The sequence below is a fragment of the Candidatus Planktophila vernalis genome (genome assembly GCF_002288185.1).
Lineage (GTDB): Bacteria > Actinomycetota > Actinomycetes > Nanopelagicales > Nanopelagicaceae > Planktophila > Planktophila vernalis.
Genome location: NZ_CP016776.1, coordinates 689,708 through 709,489 on the forward strand (window position 1 = coordinate 689,708; position 19,782 = coordinate 709,489).

General features: G+C 47.0%; 20 protein-coding genes. 7 read left to right on the forward strand and 13 right to left on the reverse strand.

What is annotated here, in order from left to right:
- The 5 genes from tatC to lnt are packed head-to-tail and all read left to right on the forward strand — an operon-like array spanning position 1 to position 6,337.
- Entirely contained in the window at positions 1-816 is an 816-nt protein-coding gene (gene tatC, locus A7sIIA15_RS03690; protein WP_223298220.1) for a twin-arginine translocase subunit TatC, read from the forward strand.
- 16 nt (positions 817-832) lie between these two features.
- Positions 833-1,702, forward strand: a complete 870-nt coding sequence (locus A7sIIA15_RS03695; RefSeq protein WP_095685842.1) for a diacylglycerol/lipid kinase family protein — start codon at positions 833-835, stop codon at positions 1,700-1,702.
- Entirely contained in the window at positions 1,699-4,074 is a 2,376-nt protein-coding gene (locus A7sIIA15_RS03700) for a DEAD/DEAH box helicase (RefSeq protein ID WP_095686444.1), read from the forward strand. The genes A7sIIA15_RS03695 and A7sIIA15_RS03700 overlap by 4 nt, the downstream gene beginning before the upstream one ends.
- Positions 4,071-4,973: a 5'-3' exonuclease gene (locus A7sIIA15_RS03705; RefSeq protein ID WP_095685843.1), complete on the forward strand. Its 903-nt coding sequence runs from the start codon at positions 4,071-4,073 to the stop codon at positions 4,971-4,973. The genes A7sIIA15_RS03700 and A7sIIA15_RS03705 overlap by 4 nt, the downstream gene beginning before the upstream one ends.
- A 17-nt stretch (positions 4,974-4,990) precedes the next feature.
- Positions 4,991-6,337, forward strand: a complete 1,347-nt coding sequence (lnt, locus tag A7sIIA15_RS03710; protein WP_150123719.1) for an apolipoprotein N-acyltransferase — start codon at positions 4,991-4,993, stop codon at positions 6,335-6,337.
- Positions 6,338-6,353: 16 nt separating this feature from the next.
- On the opposite strand, the gene gcvP is transcribed toward lnt, so the two are convergent.
- The 13 genes from gcvP to A7sIIA15_RS03775 all read right to left on the reverse strand — a co-directional run bounded on the left by gcvP (position 6,354) and on the right by A7sIIA15_RS03775 (position 18,403).
- A complete protein-coding gene (gcvP, locus tag A7sIIA15_RS03715; protein ID WP_095685845.1) occupies positions 6,354-9,215 on the reverse strand; it encodes an aminomethyl-transferring glycine dehydrogenase in 2,862 nt (953 codons plus the stop codon).
- A gap of 66 nt (positions 9,216-9,281) precedes the next feature.
- Positions 9,282-9,782 (reverse strand): MerR family transcriptional regulator, encoded by a 501-nt coding sequence (locus A7sIIA15_RS03720; protein WP_095685846.1) that lies wholly within the window; start codon positions 9,780-9,782, stop codon positions 9,282-9,284.
- Positions 9,783-9,890: 108 nt separating this feature from the next.
- A complete protein-coding gene (locus A7sIIA15_RS03725) occupies positions 9,891-10,382 on the reverse strand; it encodes a bifunctional nuclease family protein (protein ID WP_095686445.1) in 492 nt (163 codons plus the stop codon).
- Positions 10,383-10,388: 6 nt separating this feature from the next.
- Complete coding sequence (ftsR, locus tag A7sIIA15_RS03730; protein ID WP_095685847.1) at positions 10,389-11,114, reverse strand: transcriptional regulator FtsR; 726 nt, start codon at positions 11,112-11,114, stop codon at positions 10,389-10,391.
- Positions 11,115-11,130: 16 nt separating this feature from the next.
- Positions 11,131-11,580 (reverse strand): FHA domain-containing protein, encoded by a 450-nt coding sequence (locus tag A7sIIA15_RS03735; RefSeq protein ID WP_095685848.1) that lies wholly within the window; start codon positions 11,578-11,580, stop codon positions 11,131-11,133.
- A gap of 59 nt (positions 11,581-11,639) precedes the next feature.
- A complete protein-coding gene (gene gcvH, locus A7sIIA15_RS03740) occupies positions 11,640-12,014 on the reverse strand; it encodes a glycine cleavage system protein GcvH (protein WP_095685849.1) in 375 nt (124 codons plus the stop codon).
- Positions 11,998-12,570, reverse strand: a complete 573-nt coding sequence (locus A7sIIA15_RS03745; RefSeq protein WP_095685850.1) for a CDP-alcohol phosphatidyltransferase family protein — start codon at positions 12,568-12,570, stop codon at positions 11,998-12,000. Before A7sIIA15_RS03745 ends, gcvH begins: the two co-directional genes overlap by 17 nt.
- Before the next feature lie 3 nt (positions 12,571-12,573).
- On the reverse strand, positions 12,574-14,529 hold the full coding sequence (gene der / locus A7sIIA15_RS03750) for a ribosome biogenesis GTPase Der (RefSeq protein WP_095685851.1): 1,956 nt from the start codon (positions 14,527-14,529) through the stop codon (positions 12,574-12,576).
- A 15-nt stretch (positions 14,530-14,544) separates the two neighbouring features.
- Positions 14,545-15,597, reverse strand: coding sequence for a prephenate dehydrogenase (locus A7sIIA15_RS03755; RefSeq protein WP_095685852.1), 1,053 nt, complete (start codon positions 15,595-15,597; stop codon positions 14,545-14,547).
- Positions 15,597-15,959, reverse strand: a complete 363-nt coding sequence (aroH, locus tag A7sIIA15_RS03760) for a chorismate mutase (protein ID WP_095685853.1) — start codon at positions 15,957-15,959, stop codon at positions 15,597-15,599. Before aroH ends, A7sIIA15_RS03755 begins: the two co-directional genes overlap by 1 nt.
- Before the next feature lie 271 nt (positions 15,960-16,230).
- On the reverse strand, positions 16,231-16,944 hold the full coding sequence (locus A7sIIA15_RS03765; RefSeq protein WP_095685854.1) for a pseudouridine synthase: 714 nt from the start codon (positions 16,942-16,944) through the stop codon (positions 16,231-16,233).
- A 42-nt stretch (positions 16,945-16,986) separates the two neighbouring features.
- On the reverse strand, positions 16,987-17,538 hold the full coding sequence (gene scpB, locus A7sIIA15_RS03770; protein WP_095685855.1) for an SMC-Scp complex subunit ScpB: 552 nt from the start codon (positions 17,536-17,538) through the stop codon (positions 16,987-16,989).
- Positions 17,531-18,403, reverse strand: a complete 873-nt coding sequence (locus tag A7sIIA15_RS03775; protein ID WP_095685856.1) for a segregation and condensation protein A — start codon at positions 18,401-18,403, stop codon at positions 17,531-17,533. Before A7sIIA15_RS03775 ends, scpB begins: the two co-directional genes overlap by 8 nt.
- Before the next feature lie 81 nt (positions 18,404-18,484).
- Here A7sIIA15_RS03775 and A7sIIA15_RS03780 point away from each other — a divergent pair, with 81 nt between their 5' ends.
- Positions 18,485-19,369, forward strand: a complete 885-nt coding sequence (locus A7sIIA15_RS03780; protein WP_095685857.1) for a ParA family protein — start codon at positions 18,485-18,487, stop codon at positions 19,367-19,369.
- Positions 19,366-19,776, forward strand: coding sequence for a hypothetical protein (locus A7sIIA15_RS03785; RefSeq protein ID WP_029635245.1), 411 nt, complete (start codon positions 19,366-19,368; stop codon positions 19,774-19,776). The genes A7sIIA15_RS03780 and A7sIIA15_RS03785 overlap by 4 nt, the downstream gene beginning before the upstream one ends.
- Positions 19,777-19,782 lie beyond the last annotated feature (6 nt).

The window sequence follows — 19,782 nt, forward strand, 5'->3', positions numbered from 1 at the left end:
ATGGCATCTGTTAACGAAGCACGGATGCCCCTTCTAGACCACTTACGCGAACTGCGCAAACGAGTTCTTCGTTCTGCGATTGCAGTGTTGGTTGCATTTGGTGGAGGGTGGTATTTCTACGATTCAATCATTGTCACCCTGGCTAAACCAGTATGCGATTTAGAAGCTGCCCAGCAATCAGGGGCGGCTAGTTGTGGTGCTCTCTACATCAGCGGTGTTCTTGGTCCACTAGATTTGCAGATCAAGGTTGCATTACTTACCGGCATCATTGTTTCAGCTCCGTTTTGGCTTTATCAGTTGTGGGCCTTTATCGCTCCAGCTCTTCATAGAAAAGAAAGACGAACGAGCGTTTTGTTCGTTGCATCTGCGACTCCATTTTTTGCGATGGGTGCCACTCTTGGGTACTTAATTCTTCCAGTTGCGATTAAGGCTCTTTTCGGTTTTACTCCGAATTCAATTAGCAACTTAGTCAGATTTGATGATTACTTAGATTTCGTCTTAAGACTTATTCTTTTCGTTGGACTTGCATTCGAACTACCAATTTTCCTTCTAACATTTAATTTGATTGGATTCCTTCGCGGTAAAACAATTTTGAAACCTTGGAGAATTTGGATTTTCACTATCTTCTTCTTTGTTGCAGCGTTATCTCCAACTGCAGATCCCTTAAGCATGGTCCTCTTATCTGGACCCTTGATTCTTTTCTACTTCATGGCTGGGTTAATAGCAGTAGTGGTGGATCGGCGACGCGATAAGAAAGCTGATTCTGTCGAAACGGGTAGTTCTGCGATTGGCGCACCAACATCTATTAAGGAATAGCCGATAGGGTCTCCCCATGTGGGCTTTAGTGATCAACCCTGTTTCAGGTCAGGGAAGAGGAGCCACCGTCGGAACATATGTTGCAGGATGGCTTGCTCAAAGAAATATCCCATACACAATCGTTACCGGCAACTCATCGGTGGCACTCGATGATCACCTTGCATCCTTTGTTGAAAAGTTCCCTGACACCAATGGAGTGATTGCAGTAGGGGGAGATGGACTCCTTCACAACATTTTGCAACGTCTAGTTCCAGCTCAAATTCCACTTGCAATGATTCCGGCGGGCACAGGAAATGACTTTGTTCGAACTTTGGCTTGGGATCTTGAATCCTTCGATGCCCAGTTAGAAGCGATTACTACGCGGCCTCCAGCATCAGTGGACTTGGGCTTAGTCGATGGAGAATGGTTCGCTGCAATCCTCTCGACAGGTTTTGATTCTTTGGTGAACGAAAAGGCAAACACCATGAGTTGGCCTAAAGGACCAATGAAGTACAACGCGGCAATTGCTATTGAACTTCCACGATTTAGACCACGCCACTATGAGATCACCCTTGATGAGAGAACAATCTCAACCGAGGCCATGCTGATCGCAGTCTCAAATGGTCGCTCCTATGGTGGCGGAATGTTGGTTTGCCCAGAGGCAGATGTTGCAGACGGACTATTTGATGTAATGGTTTTGCACCCTGTATCAAAGTTGGAGTTCATAAAGGTGTTCCCGCGAGTTTTCAAAGGAACACACATTACTCATCCAGCAGTTGAAATTGTTCGAAGTAAAAGGGTGAGAATCACATCTGATGCTGTGGCATATGCCGATGGCGAACGAATAGGTCAATTACCAGTAAATGCCGAGTGTGTCCCAAATGCGTTAATGACGTGGTTGCCATGACAACTCCAGCAGAGAAATTCGCAGCCGCAAAAGTCCGCAATCAGTACAAAGAGACTACGGCTTTTGTCCAAAGTTTTGATTTTGAGTTTGATCCCTTTCAAGTTGCTGCTTGTCACGCGGTAGAGGAGGGCAGTGGTGTCTTAGTAGCTGCACCAACTGGTGCTGGAAAGACTGTGGTTGGAGAATTTGCAGCGCACTTAGCTCTCAAACTTGGGAAGAAGTGTTTCTACACCACACCGATTAAGGCGCTTTCTAATCAGAAATATTCAGAGTTTGTAGCAATGTTTGGTGAAGATCGAGTAGGTCTGCTAACTGGAGACACCAGCATTAATGGTGAAGCCGATGTGTTAGTGATGACGACCGAGGTTTTACGCAACATGCTCTATGCCGGTTCAAATACCCTTACCAACTTGGGTTATGTGGTCATGGATGAAGTGCACTACTTGGCAGATAAGTTTAGAGGCGCAGTCTGGGAAGAAGTACTGATCCATCTGATGGAGAGTGTGCAGGTTATTTCGCTTTCAGCAACGGTTTCTAACGCGGAAGAGTTTGGTGAGTGGCTCGGTGAAGTACGGGGCAATACACAAGTCATTGTGAGTGAAATCCGACCTATTCCGCTATATCAACATGTGCTAATCGGCAATCGATTGTTGGATCTTTTTGATAAACCAGGACAGATTAATCCTGAAATTCTCCAACGCGAGAGAGAAGCAGTGCGCAAAGCTGCCATTAGTAGACACCGACGAGGCCGCTTTAACGAGGCTCAAGATCGATTGTCTCGAGCCGACATCATCGAAAAACTAGCCAATCAAAACTTGCTTCCGGCAATCACTTTTATCTTCTCGAGAATTGGTTGCGACGCAGCGGTCAAGCAATGTCTGCACGCGGGTCTGCGTCTAACCTCAACTGCTGAGCGTGAAGAGATTCGTGCTACAGCTCTGAAGTACACCCAAAATATTGCCGAAGAAGATTTGGTGGTCTTGGGCTTTGACGAGTGGCTGAGCGCATTAGAACGTGGAATTGCCGCCCACCATGCTGGATTGTTACCGAGTTTTAAATCAGCAGTCGAGGAGCTATTTCAAAAAGGGTTGATCAAGGCTGTTTTCGCAACTGAAACACTTGCACTAGGCATCAACATGCCAGCCAGAACTGTTGTTCTAGAGAAGTTGATTAAATACAACGGTGAGTCACATGTGCCAATCACACCAGGGGAGTACACACAGTTAACTGGACGAGCTGGCCGACGCGGCATTGATATTGAAGGCAACGCAGTCATTCAATGGTCTCCAACTGTTGATTCGGCTTCAGCTGCTGGTCTGGCATCTACACGTACATATCCACTGCGTTCATCTTTTGCCCCCACCTACAACATGTCAATCAATCTCATTGCAAGATTCGGTCGCGAACGCGCACGTCGTTCCCTCGAGTCATCATTTGCACAGTTCCAAGCAGATCGCGCTGTTGTTGGTTTATCGCGACAGATTGCTAAGAATGAAGCGGCAATTGAAGAACTACTCTCACAAGCGGTCTGTCACCTGGGGGATTTTCTGGAGTATGCGGGCATTCGCCGTGAAATTAAGGAAGTTGAAACTCTTCTTTCAAAGCGTGATCACAAGAAAACTTTTGATAATAGACAACGCGCACGTCTTGAAGGAGATCTAACGGATCTACGTAAGGGCCTTAGAAATCACAGCTGCCATTCGTGCGCCCAGCGAGAAGATCATTCACGTTTTGCCGAAAAAGCGGGTCGCCTTAACCGTGAGAATGATGGTCTTCGCACTCGCGTGCAAAGTCGCACACACGTTATTGCAAAAACTTTTGATCAAATTTGCCAGGTTCTGACTCATCTTGGTTACATCGAAGGGGAAAAACCAACTTCGCAAGGCAAGATTCTTACCAAAATTTATGCAGAATCAGATCTTCTCTTGACCGAGGCAATCCGTCGAGGAATTCTCGATGAACTAAATGCCCCAGAGCTGCTATCAGTTGTGTCAACGATGATTTTTGAATCTCGCAACGCCGACAATGTTGCTCCTAAGATGCCAAGTCCGCGAGTTTCGAGCGCACTTGCCGATGTGATATCCATCTGGGCAGAGTTAGAAGAACTTGAAACCGAGTATGGAGTCAAGACACAGCGCCAACCAGATGCTGGTTTCTGCTGGGTTTCATACCGTTGGGCCAATGGAAATTCGTTACAAAACGTTCTCAAAGGCACGGATATGTCTGTGGGAGATTTTGTCCGAAGTACGAAGCAACTTTCTGATCTGCTCAATCAAATCGCTGCTGCAAGTGAAAAGCTTCGGCCAGTATGCAAAGATGCTGTTAAGCGCATCGACAGGGGAGTGGTTGCATTCCTTATGGGAGATCTATGACATTAATGCTTCTAGATAGCGCATCCCTTTGGTATCGCGCTTATTACGGAATGCCGGACACATTAACCGGACCTGATGGAACTCCTGTTAACGCTATTCGTGGCTACATCGACATGACTTCACGTTTGTTATCAGTCTATAAACCCAATCGCTTGGTTGCTTGTCTTGATGGAGATTGGCGTCCTAGTTGGAGAGTGGAACTTTTCCCAGATTACAAAGCAAATCGTTTAGAAGAAGAGGGCGATGAGGAGGAAGAGCCTGAAACTCTCACGCCGCAAATTCCTATTCTCTTGGACTTGTTAGACCTCTTTGGCATACCTGTTGTGGGCGTTGATGACTATGAAGCAGATGATGTGATGGCAACGTATGCTGAAACTGAAAAGGGTCCAATTCGAATTGTTACTGGCGATAGAGATCTGTTTCAGATGGTGGATGATAAGCGCGATATTAAGGTTGTGTATTTAGCAAAGGGTATTTCGCAACACGATTTAGTTGATTACGCCTACGTTGCAAATAAGTATGCGATTCCGGGGGACCGCTATGCATTATTTGCGATGTTTCGTGGTGATCCATCCGATGGCTTGCCAGGCGTAAAAGGTATTGGCGAAAAAGGCGCTGCGCTTATTGCCAACAATTTTGCAACAGTTGATGAAGCCCTTGCCGGTGCACACGCTGCCCATGAATTATTGCCTCCCGCACTAGCTAAAAAGATTATCGCTGGCTCGGACTATTTGAAGATAGCTCCAACAGTTGTTCAGGTTGCTCGCAATGCACCACTTCCACAGGTTGATCTAGCTATGCCTAAAGCTCCCAAAGATCTATCAGAGATTTATCAATTCAAGGAACGCTATGGATTAGGTGCCAGCGTTGATCGTTTGATCAGTGCATTAGGTTGGTAAATCTACTTTTATCAGCTTTGAGCGGGCTAGTTCTTAGCGCTGCTTTCGAACCAATATCCCTGTGGTGGGTTGCACCAATTGCACTTGCCTTAGAAATGTTTGCACTTTCTCGAAGTGAGCGGACATATCCCAGCGTTCTAGCTTTTGCACTTACCTTTAATCTTGTTTTACTGCACTGGACAAGTACATATGTGGGATCTGTGCCGTGGATAATTCTTGCTTCTGGATTAAGTCTTTTCTACCTGCCGTTAGTAGCGGTAAAACGTCTTGGGATCGCTTTTTTCCCTTTGATATTTATCGTCTTGGAAGAGATTCGTAACAGATTTCCTTTTCAAGGTTTCGGCTGGGCCAGGATTGCATACTCACAGGCCGATGCTCCCTATGCCAAGATCGCAGCACACGGGGGAGCGGTTGCCCTTTCCGCAATTACGGTGCTCATTGGACTTGTTCTCTTCTATTTATTTCAAAAACAATTTCGAATTCTCATCCTTTTGCCATTACTTATTGTTTTAGTTCCAATAAATGTTCAAATGAATGAAACAACACAAGCGCTAATGATTCAAGGTAATGTGCCAAAATTAGGGTTGGATTTTAATTCTAGAGCAAAAGAAGTTTTCTTCAATCACGTGAAAGAAACAGATATTGCGTTAAAGAATAGGAAAGTTGACTTTATTCTCTGGCCCGAAAACTCAGTAGATGTAGATCCATTCCGAAATCCGGAAGTTTTCGAAGCACTCAATAGCTACAAAGTTCCATTGATTGTTGGAGCTATTGTTGGAAGAGATAATGAAACTCTGAATACGTCAATATTATGGACAAAAGAGTCACAAAATGTCTACATAAAGCAACACCTCACACCATTTGGTGAATACATTCCATTGCGATCCCTAGCTTCAAAAATCTCGCCATTTGTTGATGATGTTCGAGATTTCACACCAGGAAATGAGTCGACAATATTTACCGTAGATAAGGCAAAGATTGCGCCAGTTATCTGTTATGAGTTACTTGATGACCAAATCCTTGAAAAGGCAGCAAAATCATCAAATCTTCTTGCCGTACAAACCAACAGTGCAACATTTGGGGATTCTGCTCAAAGTGCACAGCAGCTACAGATCACTCGTATTAGAGCGATAGAACATTCACGAAATATTCTTTCGGTGTCGACTACAGGTTTCTCAGCCGTTATTGATTACAACGGAAAAGTTCTGCAAAAGAGCGACATGGGAACTGCGCAACATCTCTATGCCGAAATAGGACTGATTTCCAGCACATCGCCAAGAGATAGATATGGGGATTGGGCCTTAGTAATGACGCTGATCTGGCTGCTGATAGTCACCCGTCGAGCGTATATATACCGCCGATAAGTTACATTATGTAAAGTCAGGCGAACTCAGATATGGGTGGACAGGAGCAAATCAGGTTCCTATCCCCGTGTGCTCCATCGATACGGCCCACCGTTGGCCAGTACTTGCCCTGCATTCCGATGATTTCACCGCTCACAAGACCATTTCGCACCGAGGGTGTTCCGCCCACTTCACGTGAGTAAGAGCCCTCCCAATTAGCTGCCAGAACACTTTCAATGGTGTGTGGTGCATGGCGAAGAGCTGACTCCTCCACCGAAATCTTGCCATCCATGATTTCCTGAATTTCTCCGTGAATGGCAGTCATTGCGGCAATAAAGCGATCAATCTCAGCGATGTCTTCACTTTCAGTGGGTTCAATCATGAATGTTCCAGCAACCGGAAAACTCATAGTTGGTGCATGGAAGCCATAGTCCATTAATCGCTTTGCGATGTCATCGACGCTCACTCCACTTACCTTGGTGATTTCACGCAAATCCAAAATGCACTCATGACCAACGCGTCCATGTTCTCCCGTGTAGAGAACTGGGAACATTGGATTTAACTTCGCCGCCATGTAATTTGCAGACAAGATTGCTACAGATGTTGCAAGTGTGAGGCCTTCCCCACCCATCATACGAATATATGCCCAAGAAATCGGCAGAATACTTGCAGAACCAAATGGCGCAGCACTAATTGGCCCGGGACCAGTTGCAGGTCCTGCTAACTCATCTAATGGATGATTAGGTAGAAATGGCGCTAAATGTGATCGACAGATAACTGGACCAACTCCTGGTCCCCCACCACCATGTGGAATACAAAATGTTTTATGCAAATTCAAATGAGAAACATCTGCACCGAATTTTCCTGGTTGCGCTAAACCAACTAGCGCATTCAAATTAGCTCCATCAACATAAACCTGTCCACCAGCATCATGAACCAGACCACACAGATCAGTAATAGCTGACTCAAAAACACCGTGGGTCGATGGGTATGTGACCATCATGGCCGCTAATGAGGCCGAATATTGAGCTATTTTTGCCTTCAAATCATCAATACTGACATTTCCATGATCATCACACTCAATCACCACAACCTGCATCCCAGCCATAACCGCACTTGCTGCATTAGTTCCGTGGGCAGAGGATGGAATCAAACAAATAGTGCGGCCCTGATCACCACGCGAATCGTGATAGTTGCGAATAGCCAAAAGTCCTGCGAACTCCCCTTGACTTCCAGCGTTTGGTTGCAGGGAAACTGCGTCATAACCAGTGATCTTTATAAGCCAATCAGAGAGTTGCTCAATTAGTTCGCGAGAGCCCGCATTCTGCTTTGCTGGTGCAAATGGATGAAGTGATGAGTACTCTGGCCAGGTAACTGCTTCCATCTCAGTTGTGGCATTGAGTTTCATCGTGCAGGAACCCAGCGGAATCATTGTGCGATCTAGGGCTAAATCGCGATCAGAGAGTGTGCGCAGATAGCGCAGCATCGATGTTTCAGAGCGCATGGTATTAAAGATTGGGTGACGAAGATAAGTTGATGAGCGAACAGCTGAATCTGGAATCGATTTGCCGGTAGCCCCTACTGCCCCACCACCGAAGATCTCACATAAGTCTTTGAGTATCTTTGCATCCGTAGTTTCATCCAGTGAAACACCCACATGCGTTGCATCAATCCTCTTAAGGTTAATCTTCTTGGAATCTGCTCTCTTGTGAAGTTCTGGTGCATCCTTCACTTCAATTACTAATGTGTCGAAATAATTTGAGTGAACAACTCTGTGACCAGAAGCAGTTACAGAACTAGCGAGTTCTTGTGTTTGTCGATTAACTCTGGAGGCAATAGTTTTCAAACCGGCTGGTCCATGCCACATTGCATAGAAGGCACTCATTACAGCCAGCAGAACTTGAGCAGTGCAGATATTGCTTGTGGCTTTATCGCGGCGAATATGTTGCTCACGTGTTTGCAAAGCTAGGCGAAATGCTGGGTTGCCATGGGCATCAACGCTTTGACCAATCAAACGTCCAGGTAGTGAGCGTTCTAGACCTTCGCGCACTGACATGAAGCCAGCATGTGGTCCACCAAAGCCCATTGGAACTCCAAAGCGCTGGGCGGAGCCAACTGCAATATCTGCGCCCCACTCCCCTGGTGCTTTTAAGAGTGTGAGTGCGAGTAGATCTGTTGCGGCAATTAACAAAGCCTCTTTTGAATGTGCCCAAGTCGCAAGTGCACTGTAATCAATAATTTCACCACGAGTATTTGGATACTGAACAAGAACTCCAAAGACTTCGTTGTGTGAAGGATTCTTTGAAAGGTCAAGAACTTCAACTTTAATTCCCTGTGGTTTAGCACGAGTTTGAACCACTGCAATAGTTTGAGGATGCACATTGATATCAATCAAAAATACTGCATCATCGCTGCCCTTATAAACACGGCGGGCTAAGGTCATAGCCTCTGCTGCAGCTGTGCCTTCATCTAGCATGGACGCGTTTGCAATTGATAACGCGGTTAAATCGCAGACCGCAGTTTGAAATGCAAAGAGCGCTTCCAGGCGACCTTGAGAAATCTCTGGTTGGTAGGGCGTGTAAGCGGTGTACCAGGCTGGGTTTTCTAAAACATTTCGTAGAATTACTGGCGGTGTAATAGTTCCGTAATAACCGGTTCCAATCACATTGCGATAAACATCATTTTTATCTGCCAGTGCTCGTAGCTCTGCGATGACATCTACTTCATTGAGCGCCCTCGGTAATGCTTCACTTAACCGTTTTGTCATTGCAATATTTTGAGGAACAACATCTGCAATAAAATCTGCCATGGAGGAATAACCAAGTTCCATCAACATGGTTTGTGCTTGATCCTCTGAAGGACCGATGTGTCGACGTGAAAAAGCGTCGTAATCAACCATGGACGAGAATCCCCTACTCATGCAAGCAGGCCTTAAATGGCCCGTATGAGTTAAGAATATGTCTTTTTAAGCGCCTTTGCTCTTTCGACGTAGTGAAAGTTCATCGTTAGATTCAACACCCACGCTTTGACCACTGATCTCACCTTGCAATAATGAGAGAGAACCCTCAACCTCGTGCCAGACTTTTCCAACAGCGATACCGAAGACTCCTTGGCCACCTGCCAGCAAGTCGATGATCTCATCGGGGCTAGCGCATTCATAGATAGATGCACCATCACTCATTAACGTCATGCTCTCAAGCTCTGTCACTCCCCTGCTGCGCAGGTGATCAACGGCTGTGCGAATATTCTGAAGTGATACGCCAGCATCTAAAAGGCGCTTAACAATTTTTAAAACAAGAATGTCTCTAAACCCATACAGGCGTTGCGTTCCTGAGCCACTTGCAGTTCTAATGCTTGGCTCAACTAAACCTGTCCGTGCCCAATAATCTAACTGGCGGTATGTAATACCGGCCGCAGAGCATGCTGTAGCGCCACGGTAGCCAATTTCTAGTTCCTGGGAAGTCACGGGGAAACTCGTTTCTCTTGGGGAGTGATGTAAATCTAGGGCAGCAAGGCCCCACCTTCAATGACCGACACGGTCGAAACCTCTACTAGAGATTGAGGGTTTGAGCCTCTACCCCGCAAAATCCTCGGGGTTGATCTGATCCAGGAACTCTCTAAAGCGCTCAACTTCCTGGTTCTCATCCCCTGGCGCACCCTCTGATGGGATCTCAATTCCAATCTCATCGAGTAGTTCAGAGCTAGCCAAGATGTTGGCCGAAGCTCGAAGGGCTAGAGCAATGGCATCTGAAGGCCTGGCCGAGATGGTGTGGGTAGTTTCAGAGCTATCTCTAACAATGAGGTTGGCATAGAAGACGCCTTCATCAATGTGGGTCACGTGAACTGCCGTCAACGTGGCATCGAGTTGCTCAACGATGTTCTGGGTTAAATCGTGGGTCAGCGGTCTTGGTGGTTGAACCCCTTGTTGGGCAAAGGCGATAGCTGTGGCTTCAACAGCCCCTACCCAAATCGGCAGAAAACGTGAACCATCAATTTCTTTGAGTAAGACGATGGGCTGATTGGAAGGCATTTCGACTCTAACGCCGATGACCTCCATTGAAATCATCATTGATTATGAACGAAGGCGATGAAGCCCGCCGCGAACAAGTGCTGCATGCAGACGAATAGAAAGAGATGCGATCTCCTTTTGAACTTCTTCAGCACGGGCCTTTGAGTCGGCGCCCTTTTGGCGAGTCAGCGGAGTGATGACTTGTTCAATCAAACCGATTTCACGATCTGCTGCTGATTTGAACGAGCGCAAGTGACGGGCTTCAATTCCAAAACCGGCCATCTCTGTTACTGCCTTAGCAATTGCTAGAGCATCCCCGTCATAGTGACGACCACGAATAGTGATCAGGCCATAGCCCTCTAGTTCAACGAGTTGATCCTCTTTCAAACCTGAGTTCTTCAATAGCTCATCACGAGACAAACGCATCTCTGATACTTCACCAAATGTGCTGGGTGCCATTTCGCCATCAATTGTTGCAAGGCCAAGAGTTGGTCGCGGTGCTGGAACTGAACCAGTTGCCGCTGGAACTAGGCCGCGATCGATTGCATCTAAATTATCTTTAATAACTTTAAGTGGCAGGTATTGATCGCGCTGGGCAAGTAATACATAACGCAGACGCTCTAGATCAGATGTTGTGAATTTGCGGTAACCCGATGGTGTTCGCTGCGGCTCAATCAAACCTTCAGATTCAAGGAAGCGAATCTTGGAGATTGTTATATCTGCAAAATCTGGGCGAAGTCTGTTTAGAACTTCACCAATGCTCAGATACGCGCGAGCTGGAACTGCCATTGTAATTCTCCCCTAGTTATTTTCTGCCAGAAACAAAAAGCAGATGGAACTTGCCTATTTGAATCTGATCTCCGGAATGTAGTGCGTGTTCTGTTACTGAAGAATTGTTGACGTATGTGCCATTAAGGGAACCACTGTCTTTGAGTGAAAATCCTGAAGAAGTACTTTCAATCTTTGCGTGAGACCTTGACACTGTTACATCGTCTAAGAAAACATCACTGCCAGATGAGCGACCGATGCTTGCACCCTGTGCAGTAACTAAAAATCTAGAACCAAGATTTGATCCTCGATTGATAATCAGCATTGCTTTTTCTGATGACTGTGCGATTTCTTCGATAATGCTGCGATCTGCCGCTGAGACAGTGGCTAGAAACTCATCAAGAGCCCCAGCTGGGGAATCACTGGCTGTGCGAAGACCTAGGTGCAAAGTGGTGGTGAGTTCGCTGGGCGTTTGTTCTGCCTTCACTTATCTCTCCTCCTTCACCGTCAACCTGAGGCTGACACTAAAGGGGTGAGACGCTTTGGTCAAGCCGTGATTTGGGCGTATCCGGCCGCATCAAGCAGATCGGATGGGGCTGCTGCGACCTCAACCTTTACCAACCAGCCAGCCCCATAAGGATCGCTGTTGACTAGCTCCGGGGTTTGAGAAAGAGCGCCATTGATTTCACTTACTACGCCACTAACAGCTGCAAAAATCTCAGATACAGATTTTGTGGATTCAATTTCTCCACAAACTTTGCCAGAAGTAATGCTTTCGCCGACTTTAGGAAGTTGAACATAGACAATGTCACCGAGTGCGGCTTGTGCGAAGTCCGTAATTCCCATTGTGTAGAGATTTCCAGTTGAACTTACCCACTCATGCTCTTTGGTGTAGTGCAAACCTTCAGGAATTGATGACACGTGTTCCCCTCATCTGCGAAAAGCCTTCGCGTCCATAACTTATACCTGTTGCAATGTAGAGGGCAATCCCCCAGATGGCAAAACTCCACCCCAAAACAAAGGCGATGGTGCCCAGAGATGAGTCACTTTTAGCCAAAAGTAAAAACGGGAAGGCATACATAAGGTTAAAGGTTGCCGCCTTGCCCAAATAGGTAACTGTGAACGGTGCCAGGCCTTTTGACTTCATCATAAGTGTGATCAGAGCAAGTATGAGATCACGGGCAATGAGCAAGACGATAATCCAAACTGGAACAATGTCGCGAATCAAAAAGACAATCAGAATCGTCAAGATGTAGAGACGATCAATCGCTGGATCGGCTAACTCTCCAAAGCGAGATGTTTGATTCCAAGCTCTAGCTAACTTGCCATCAAAGTAATCGGTGGCTCCCCCGATAGCTAAAACTACGATTGCCCAACCATCAGCCTCTATAGAAAGAGTCAGATAAACAAAGAGTGGAATACCTAGAAAGCGCAGAAAAGTTAAAGCGTTTGGAATTGATAGAAGCGATGAATTCATTGCTTACTCTCGCTCTTTAACCCTGATCGCTACCTGCACTGGCGTGCCAGGAAAGGAGAACTCCTCACGCAATCTGCGTTCGATGAATCGACGATAGGAAGCCTCAATCCAGCCATTAGAAAAGACAACGAATTTGGGAGGTGCGATGCCAGCCTGGGTGGCGTAATAAACCTTTGGCTGCTTTCCGCCGCGAACTGGAGGCGGTGTTGCACCGATGAGGGCTCCGAGGAATGAGTTGAGCTTGGCCGTAGGCACTCGCTTCTCCCAACTATCAAGGGCGGTGCGAAGGGCAGGTGCCAGACGATCTCGGTGCCAACCAGTTTTGGCGGCCACGTTTACTCGCTGTGCCCATTCCACCTGATCCAGGTGGCGATCAATTTCACGGTCTAGCTGATCGCGGCGGTCCTCATCGACCAAGTCCCACTTGTTCATCACGATGACCATGGCTTTTCCAGCCTCTTCCACCATGGTGATGACTCGCAAATCTTGTTCAGTGATTGGCTCTGATGCATCCAACACAACAACTGCGACTTCACAAAGCTCTAACGCTGTCTGCGTGCGAAGAGATGCGTAATAATCAGTGCCTGATGCCTGGTTAGCCCGCTTTTTCAATCCCGCGGTGTCGATAAATCTCCAGATCGATCCACCAAATTCAATTAATTCATCTACTGGGTCTCTCGTTGTTCCTGCAACGTCATCAACGATTGATCTGTTCTCACCAGCTAGGGCATTTAGCAATGATGACTTACCAACATTAGGTCGGCCAATGAGTGCAACCTTGCGATAACCATCTTGTGTTTGCGCTCCGCCAACTTCAGGTAGCTCAGCAACAATATGGTCAAGTAGATCTCCAGAACCGCGACCATGAAGTGCTGACACGAAATATGGTTCACCAAGTCCTAGAGACCACAAGCCATGTGCTTCTGACTCTTCGCGCTCTCCATCAACTTTGTTGCCTATCAAAATCAGTGGCTTCTTAGCTTTGCGCAGATGTTGAACCAAAATGTCATCTTCATCCAATGCACCAACTTGTGCATCAACAACAAAAGCCAGCACATCAGCTTCTTGCATCGCAATTTCGGCGCCAGCACTTACTTGCACAGAGATACCGTCAGGTTTTGCTTCCCAACCGCCAGTGTCCATAATGATGAAACGACGACCGCCCCATTCGCATTCATACTGAACACGATCGCGTGTAACACCTGGTGTGTCCTCAACAATTGCCTCTCTGCGTCCTAAGAATCTGTTAATCAATGTTGATTTACCAACGTTAGGTCGACCAAGAATTGCAACGATAGGAAGCCCAAGAAGAGATCGTTGGCGAAGTAATTCCCAGATTCGCTCAACCGTTTCATCTAAATCTAGATTCGTTGAATCAACTTCAACTGCATCAAATGCCATAGCAAGCGGTGAAACCGTGCGGGTAGAGTCAATGGAATCGCGATTTTCCAGCGAACTCTTCACGTCAACAGATTTATCATCTGTTTCATTCTCGCGACGATAAGCGCGAGCATCTAAATCAGCTGTTAGATATATCTTTAAAGCTGCATCAGGAACAACTACCGTTCCTATATCGCGCCCCTCGACAACTATTCCGCGTGGAGCTTGGGCAATAATCTTGCGTTGGATGACGAGTAGTTCTTCGCGAATCTGTGGCATTGCACTTATGCGACTAACATTTTCTGTCACAGAAGTTCCGCGGATTGCATGGGTAATCTGTGTATCACCTGCAAATACATCTGGAGAATTCGGATCAGATACAAATCTAATCGGTGCGCTCTTGAGTGCCTTAAGAATTTCTGCAGCTTCAATACAGTTGTTCTCTAGAGCAACCCAAGTAACTGCGCGATAGAGCGCACCTGTATCTAAATAGTTCCAACCTGCGCGAATTGCGATTGCTTTAGATGTACTTGATTTACCTGCGCCACTCGGGCCATCAATTGCTACGACTATGCCCATGTGATGAGCCTACTTCTATTTACGGATCGGATGAACGTTCCACCCGATTGATGAGAGATGATTTGATAACTTCACTGCATCATCTGCAGAAAGTGCCAAAGTGATTAAAGCATTGAGCTGTCCTGGTGAGTGCTCGATTACTAAATCTTCAACGTTGACAGACATTGCGGCACATTCATTAAATATTGCGCCTAATTGACCTGGTTTATCGTCAATAACGATTGGAACGTAGGTGTATTCACGTGCTTTTCCACCGTGTTTACCTGGAATCAGATTTCGTCCATCACGTCCCTTGCGCATAATCACTGCAATTCTTTCTTCATCATCAACTGCATCAATCATTGCGCCAAGCTCGTTATGCAAATTTGTAAGTAGAGCCTTGACCTCTTGAGAATTTGAACTAATGATCTCTTTCCATAAATTCTCATCCGATGCTGCAATGCGAGTGGTGTCGCGAAGACCGGCTCCAGCTAGGTCTAGCCATTCAGGGGCCACGCCATGCAATGAGCCAGCCAAAAGGGTGGCCGTAATCTGTGGCAGATGGGAAACTCTGGCCACCGCTGCATCATGGGAAACCGCATCTAATTCCACGCAGGTCGCCCCGAGCAGTTGAATAAGCCATTTGACCTTGGCTACGGCTTCCGAATCACTTTGTGCATCCGGGGTGATGATCCAACTTCTAGAAAGAAAGAGATCGGCGCGAGCTGACTCTGCTCCCCCGACTTCGCGGCCGGCCATTGGGTGGGTGCCTACGAATTGCTTCAATGGGAGCTTTGATGCCTGAACCTTTTGTAGAGGTTCAACTTTAACGCTACAAACATCCATAAACGTTGAGTTTGGGTTTAGTTCATATTGCTCGTTTATCACCTGGGAAAGGGCTCTGAGAGGAGTTGCCAGAATAATTAGCTCCGGCTCGGCAATGCTGACTCCCCCTGTTAAATCCTGTGCCAAAGCCTGATTACGGCTATCCACGTCGATCATCTCAACAGCTATGTTTTTGGCTGCCAGAGCCAATCCGATGGAGGTGCCTATAAGGCCAGCCCCCACAATTCGAACTGAGCGCACCATTACTGGGCTATATCTCGGCGTAGGGCCACTGCCCCGTGTAGATAGATATGAGAAATCTCTTCATGGCTCTTGCTGCTCTCAACATGGAGCATCGCACGGATGACCATGGCTAAGGCCCCTGGCACATCAACCTCGACTGAGCCAATGAGTGGCACTGAGGCAAAACCGATTTCCCGACACGCAGCCGCCGGAAACGAGGCCGTTAAATCCGGGGTCGAAGTGAAAAAGACCGAGACAACATCGCTAGGTGTCAGGCTGTTAGCATCCAAAATCGCCTGGATCAGCTCTTTAACCCCTGTGGCTATTGCCTCTGGGGTATTTGCGCTCACTTGAGTGGCGCCACGTATAGCTCTGATCGACATGGGATAAGGGTACCTTTCTCGGTCACTTTTTCGCTTGATTTTGAATACTTCTAAGATTATTTAAGTATTTATCGATAAAACCTTTTTACGATATTTCCTTCAACTGATCCTCTATTCTCTCTACATACTCCTGAGATATTGAATATCGATTTATCGTTATTCAGAGCCTGACGTGAGCGGATAAAAAATCGATAAATATATATTTGCTTTCTATTTTATCGATATATAGATTAAACTGTATTTGGCCTATTATCGATTTGTAGTAAAGCCGTTAAAGCCCTAAAACGTTACGTAGATTTGTTAGTTCTCCCTCATTGAGGTTTCTCCAGCGTCCTTCTGGGGTGTCTCCCAATGAGATCGGCCCGAAGTTAGTACGGATCAGTCGAAGGACTTGCACATCAACTGCCTCCATTAGGCGGCGAATAATGTGGTACCTACCCTCGTGAATCGAGACCTCAAGCCAGGTCGGAGAGAGCTCTTTATAGGTCAAAACTCGGCCCATTCCATCCTCTAGTTCGATGCCTTTAAGGAGAATTTTGTCGATTCCAGTAGGCAGTTTTCCCTCGTGTTCGATGATGTAAGTCTTCTCCAGGCCAAAAGATGGGTGGGTAGCTCGAAACGTAAGGTCTCCATCATTGGTCAAAAGGATCAATCCTTCGGAGTCTTTATCCAAGCGCCCAACATGGAAAAGTCGCTCTTTTCGAAGATCAATAAAGTCACTGAGGGAAGGTCGTCCATCTGGGTCATACATGGTAGACAAAACGCCCTTTGGCTTATGAAGCACTAAATAAGACTTAGACAAAGAACGTGTAATTGTCTCACCATCTACCATGACTTGAACTAATTCAGGGTCGAATTTAGAACCCATCTCGCGAATCGTGATTCCATCGACTGAAACTCGGCCAGATTCAATTAGCTCATCTGCGCCTCGGCGGCTGGTAATACCCGCATCTGCAATTATCTTGTTAAGGCGCATTTGGCCCATGGCTATCCTCCCGACAGTCAGGGGTGAAGGATAGCGCGGAAGTTAATCAGTTAGCGAATCAAGGATTTCATCTAGCCCATCAAGGTTTGGCAGGTATGGAGCCAGGGCTGGAAGATCTTCCAGAGAGTTCAGTCCGAGGCGCTCCAAGAAGTAGCTCGTGGTCTTGTAAAGGATGGCGCCGCTCTCGTGCTCTATCCCGGACTCCTCGACTAAACCTCGGGTGATCAACGTTTTCATAACCGCTTCCACGTTCACGCCACGGATAGCTGAAACTCGAGCTCGGGAGACAGGTTGGCGGTAGGCAATGACGGAAAGGGTCTCAAGGGCCGCTTGGGTCAATCGATTTTGCTGGCCATCTAGGACGAACTTCTCAACGGCTGCGTGGTAGTCAGGGTTGCTATAGAAGCGCCATCCCCCGTTGATTTTACGCAAGGAAAATCCACGATCATCGTAGGTAGTTACCAGGTGAGCAAGGGCAGCTTCGACCTCTTCGACTGTCTTTTCAAGGACCTGAGCCAAGATGATCTCTGAAACCGGCTCATCTACGACCATCAGGATCGCCTCGATAGAACGCTCAACTTCTACATTAGACATTCGTACTACCTTCTGTCGGTTCGTCATCTTCTAAAACCACGGGGATATCAAACTCATCGGTCACTTCCACTTCCCCGGACTCAGATCCCGTCCAGGAGATCTGAAGCTCTCCAAGGGCCATGACCTGGTCAAAACGCAAAACGCCTTGGCGATAAAGATCGAGCAAGGCTAGGAATCTGGCAACAATGACCATGGTGTTTTCAGCATCTGAGACTAAATTTCTAAAGCTCATGGACTTCGATCTGCGCAAAGCCTCAACTACAACTCGAGACTCTTCAGCAACGCTGACCAATGCCAAGTGAAGATGCTCAACACTGACAATCGGTGCAACCTTAGGAGTCAGGACTCGTTCTGCGATAGCTGCAAAGCGCTGTGGTCCCACTCCGATTAACACCTCAGGAAGCAGCGCACTCAGGGTTGGATCCAGTGCGACAACACGTGGGAAGAACTTATCGGCAGTTGTTATGCGCTCGCTAAAGGTCGCTGCAATCTCTTTGAAGGCTCGGTACTGAAGCAGACGTGCAAAGAGAATATCTCGAGCCTCAAGAAGAGCTAGATCTTCCTCGTCATCAACTTCCCCACTTGGCAATAATCTTGCGGCCTTCAAATCTAACAAGGTTGCAGCCACAACTAGGAATTCGGTGGCCTGATCTAGACGCCAACCCTCTCCTGAGGCCTCCAAGGCCCTAATAAAGGCTATGAATTCATCGGTCACAAGGCTCAGAGATATCTCAGTGATATCCATTTTGTGGCGAGAAATAAGCTGTAGGAGCAGGTCGAAAGGACCATCGAAGTTATCGAGGTGGACGGAGAATGCGCCAGCTACGGCGTTCACATCCTTTGATTCCTCCAGAGATAAATCCATGGCGTCACCCTACTTCACAGTTGCTCCAGTTCTAGGTAGCGCGTAGGCTCGCGCTCACTTCACGGAAAAGAGGTTTGACGCTTGAACGCTAAATCGACAAAGCAGGAAGATGTAGCCACTACTGCAACTCTTCTGGGCAAGAAAGCGGGAAATATTCCAACACCGCCTGCGATCACCGAGCATGGAAATGCAAAGGTTGTCGCGATCTTCAACCAAAAAGGTGGAGTCGGCAAAACAACTACAACAATCAATCTTGGTGCTTCCCTTGCCGAGATGGGTCGTCGCGTTCTGCTTGTTGATTTTGATCCTCAAGGTGGTCTCTCTCTTGGTCTTGGTGTTAACGCCCACTCACTTCCGTTAGAACAAACTGTTTATTACGCACTCATGACGCCAACAGCCAATGTGGATTCAATCGTTCTCAAATCTGCAGTGCCAGGCCTTGATTTCTTGCCTGCAAACCGCGACCTTGGAACAGCTGAAACAACACTGGGCGCAGAAATTGGTGGTCAGCAATATCTCAAGCGCGCCCTTGGTTCACTGCGTGATTACTACGACGTCATTTTGATCGACTGCCAGCCAACAATGGGTCAGTTAACAATCAACGCACTTGTTGCAGCTGATGAAGTAATCGTTCCTTTGCAATGTGAATATTTCGCACTTCACGGCTTCATCGAACTTAAGGGAAACTTGGACAAGGTTAAGAACTTCCTCAATCCAAATCTTAAGCTCATTGGTATTTTGGCAACGATGTATGACAAGAAGACTTCACACAATCGCCAAGTATTAGAGCGCATTCTTGAGCAGTTCCCACAAGATGTATTTGAAACAATTATTGCCAAGACTATTCGTTTCCCTGAAACAACTGTTGTTGGTGAACCAATCACAACGTATGCAACGAGCTCAGGTGGCGCAGCTTCATATCGCCGACTAGCTAGAGAACTTATTGCCCGAGGAGGCGCACGATGACACGCAGAGCAAATCTTCCAGGTGCTGATGAACTATTTCGTTCAACTGCACCAGCGCTAAGCGCTGTTCCCGCACAAAGTGAAACACCTGCACCACTTGTACCACCAGCTATTGCAACACCAAAGGCACCATCTAGTAAAAAGGGCGTTCGCACAATTGCACGTCGTCGTGTGACAACTGTTGATCGTTCACCTTCTGGACGTGAGCGCCATGATGAGAAGATCACTGTCTATCTATCTCCAGATGAGCTCTTTGAATTAGATCAAGCACGTTTACAACTGCGTGGAGATCTTGGACTTGCAGTTGATCGCGGTCGTATTGTTCGCGAATCAATTGCTGTCATCATCGCTGATCTTGAAGCTAAAGGTGATCAAAGTATTCTTGCCCGCCGTTTACGCGGACTCTAAGAACAA

Bases quoted from the DNA above. Each gene is read 5' to 3' on its own strand.
- tatC (WP_223298220.1), top strand. From the start codon at position 1: ATGGCATCTGTTAACGAAGCACGGATGCCCCTTCTAGACCACTTACGC.
- A7sIIA15_RS03695 (WP_095685842.1), top strand. From the start codon at position 833: ATGTGGGCTTTAGTGATCAACCCTGTTTCAGGTCAGGGAAGAGGAGCC.
- A7sIIA15_RS03700 (WP_095686444.1), top strand. From the start codon at position 1,699: ATGACAACTCCAGCAGAGAAATTCGCAGCCGCAAAAGTCCGCAATCAG.
- A7sIIA15_RS03705 (WP_095685843.1), top strand. From the start codon at position 4,071: ATGACATTAATGCTTCTAGATAGCGCATCCCTTTGGTATCGCGCTTAT.
- gcvP (WP_095685845.1), bottom strand. From the start codon at position 9,215: ATGGTTGATTACGACGCTTTTTCACGTCGACACATCGGTCCTTCAGAG.
- A7sIIA15_RS03725 (WP_095686445.1), bottom strand. From the start codon at position 10,382: ATGATTTCAATGGAGGTCATCGGCGTTAGAGTCGAAATGCCTTCCAAT.
- ftsR (WP_095685847.1), bottom strand. From the start codon at position 11,114: ATGGCAGTTCCAGCTCGCGCGTATCTGAGCATTGGTGAAGTTCTAAAC.
- A7sIIA15_RS03745 (WP_095685850.1), bottom strand. From the start codon at position 12,570: ATGAATTCATCGCTTCTATCAATTCCAAACGCTTTAACTTTTCTGCGC.
- der (WP_095685851.1), bottom strand. From the start codon at position 14,529: ATGGGCATAGTCGTAGCAATTGATGGCCCGAGTGGCGCAGGTAAATCA.
- A7sIIA15_RS03755 (WP_095685852.1), bottom strand. From the start codon at position 15,597: ATGGTGCGCTCAGTTCGAATTGTGGGGGCTGGCCTTATAGGCACCTCC.
- aroH (WP_095685853.1), bottom strand. From the start codon at position 15,959: ATGTCGATCAGAGCTATACGTGGCGCCACTCAAGTGAGCGCAAATACC.
- A7sIIA15_RS03765 (WP_095685854.1), bottom strand. From the start codon at position 16,944: ATGGGCCAAATGCGCCTTAACAAGATAATTGCAGATGCGGGTATTACC.
- scpB (WP_095685855.1), bottom strand. From the start codon at position 17,538: ATGTCTAATGTAGAAGTTGAGCGTTCTATCGAGGCGATCCTGATGGTC.
- A7sIIA15_RS03775 (WP_095685856.1), bottom strand. From the start codon at position 18,403: ATGGATTTATCTCTGGAGGAATCAAAGGATGTGAACGCCGTAGCTGGC.
- A7sIIA15_RS03785 (WP_029635245.1), top strand. From the start codon at position 19,366: ATGACACGCAGAGCAAATCTTCCAGGTGCTGATGAACTATTTCGTTCA.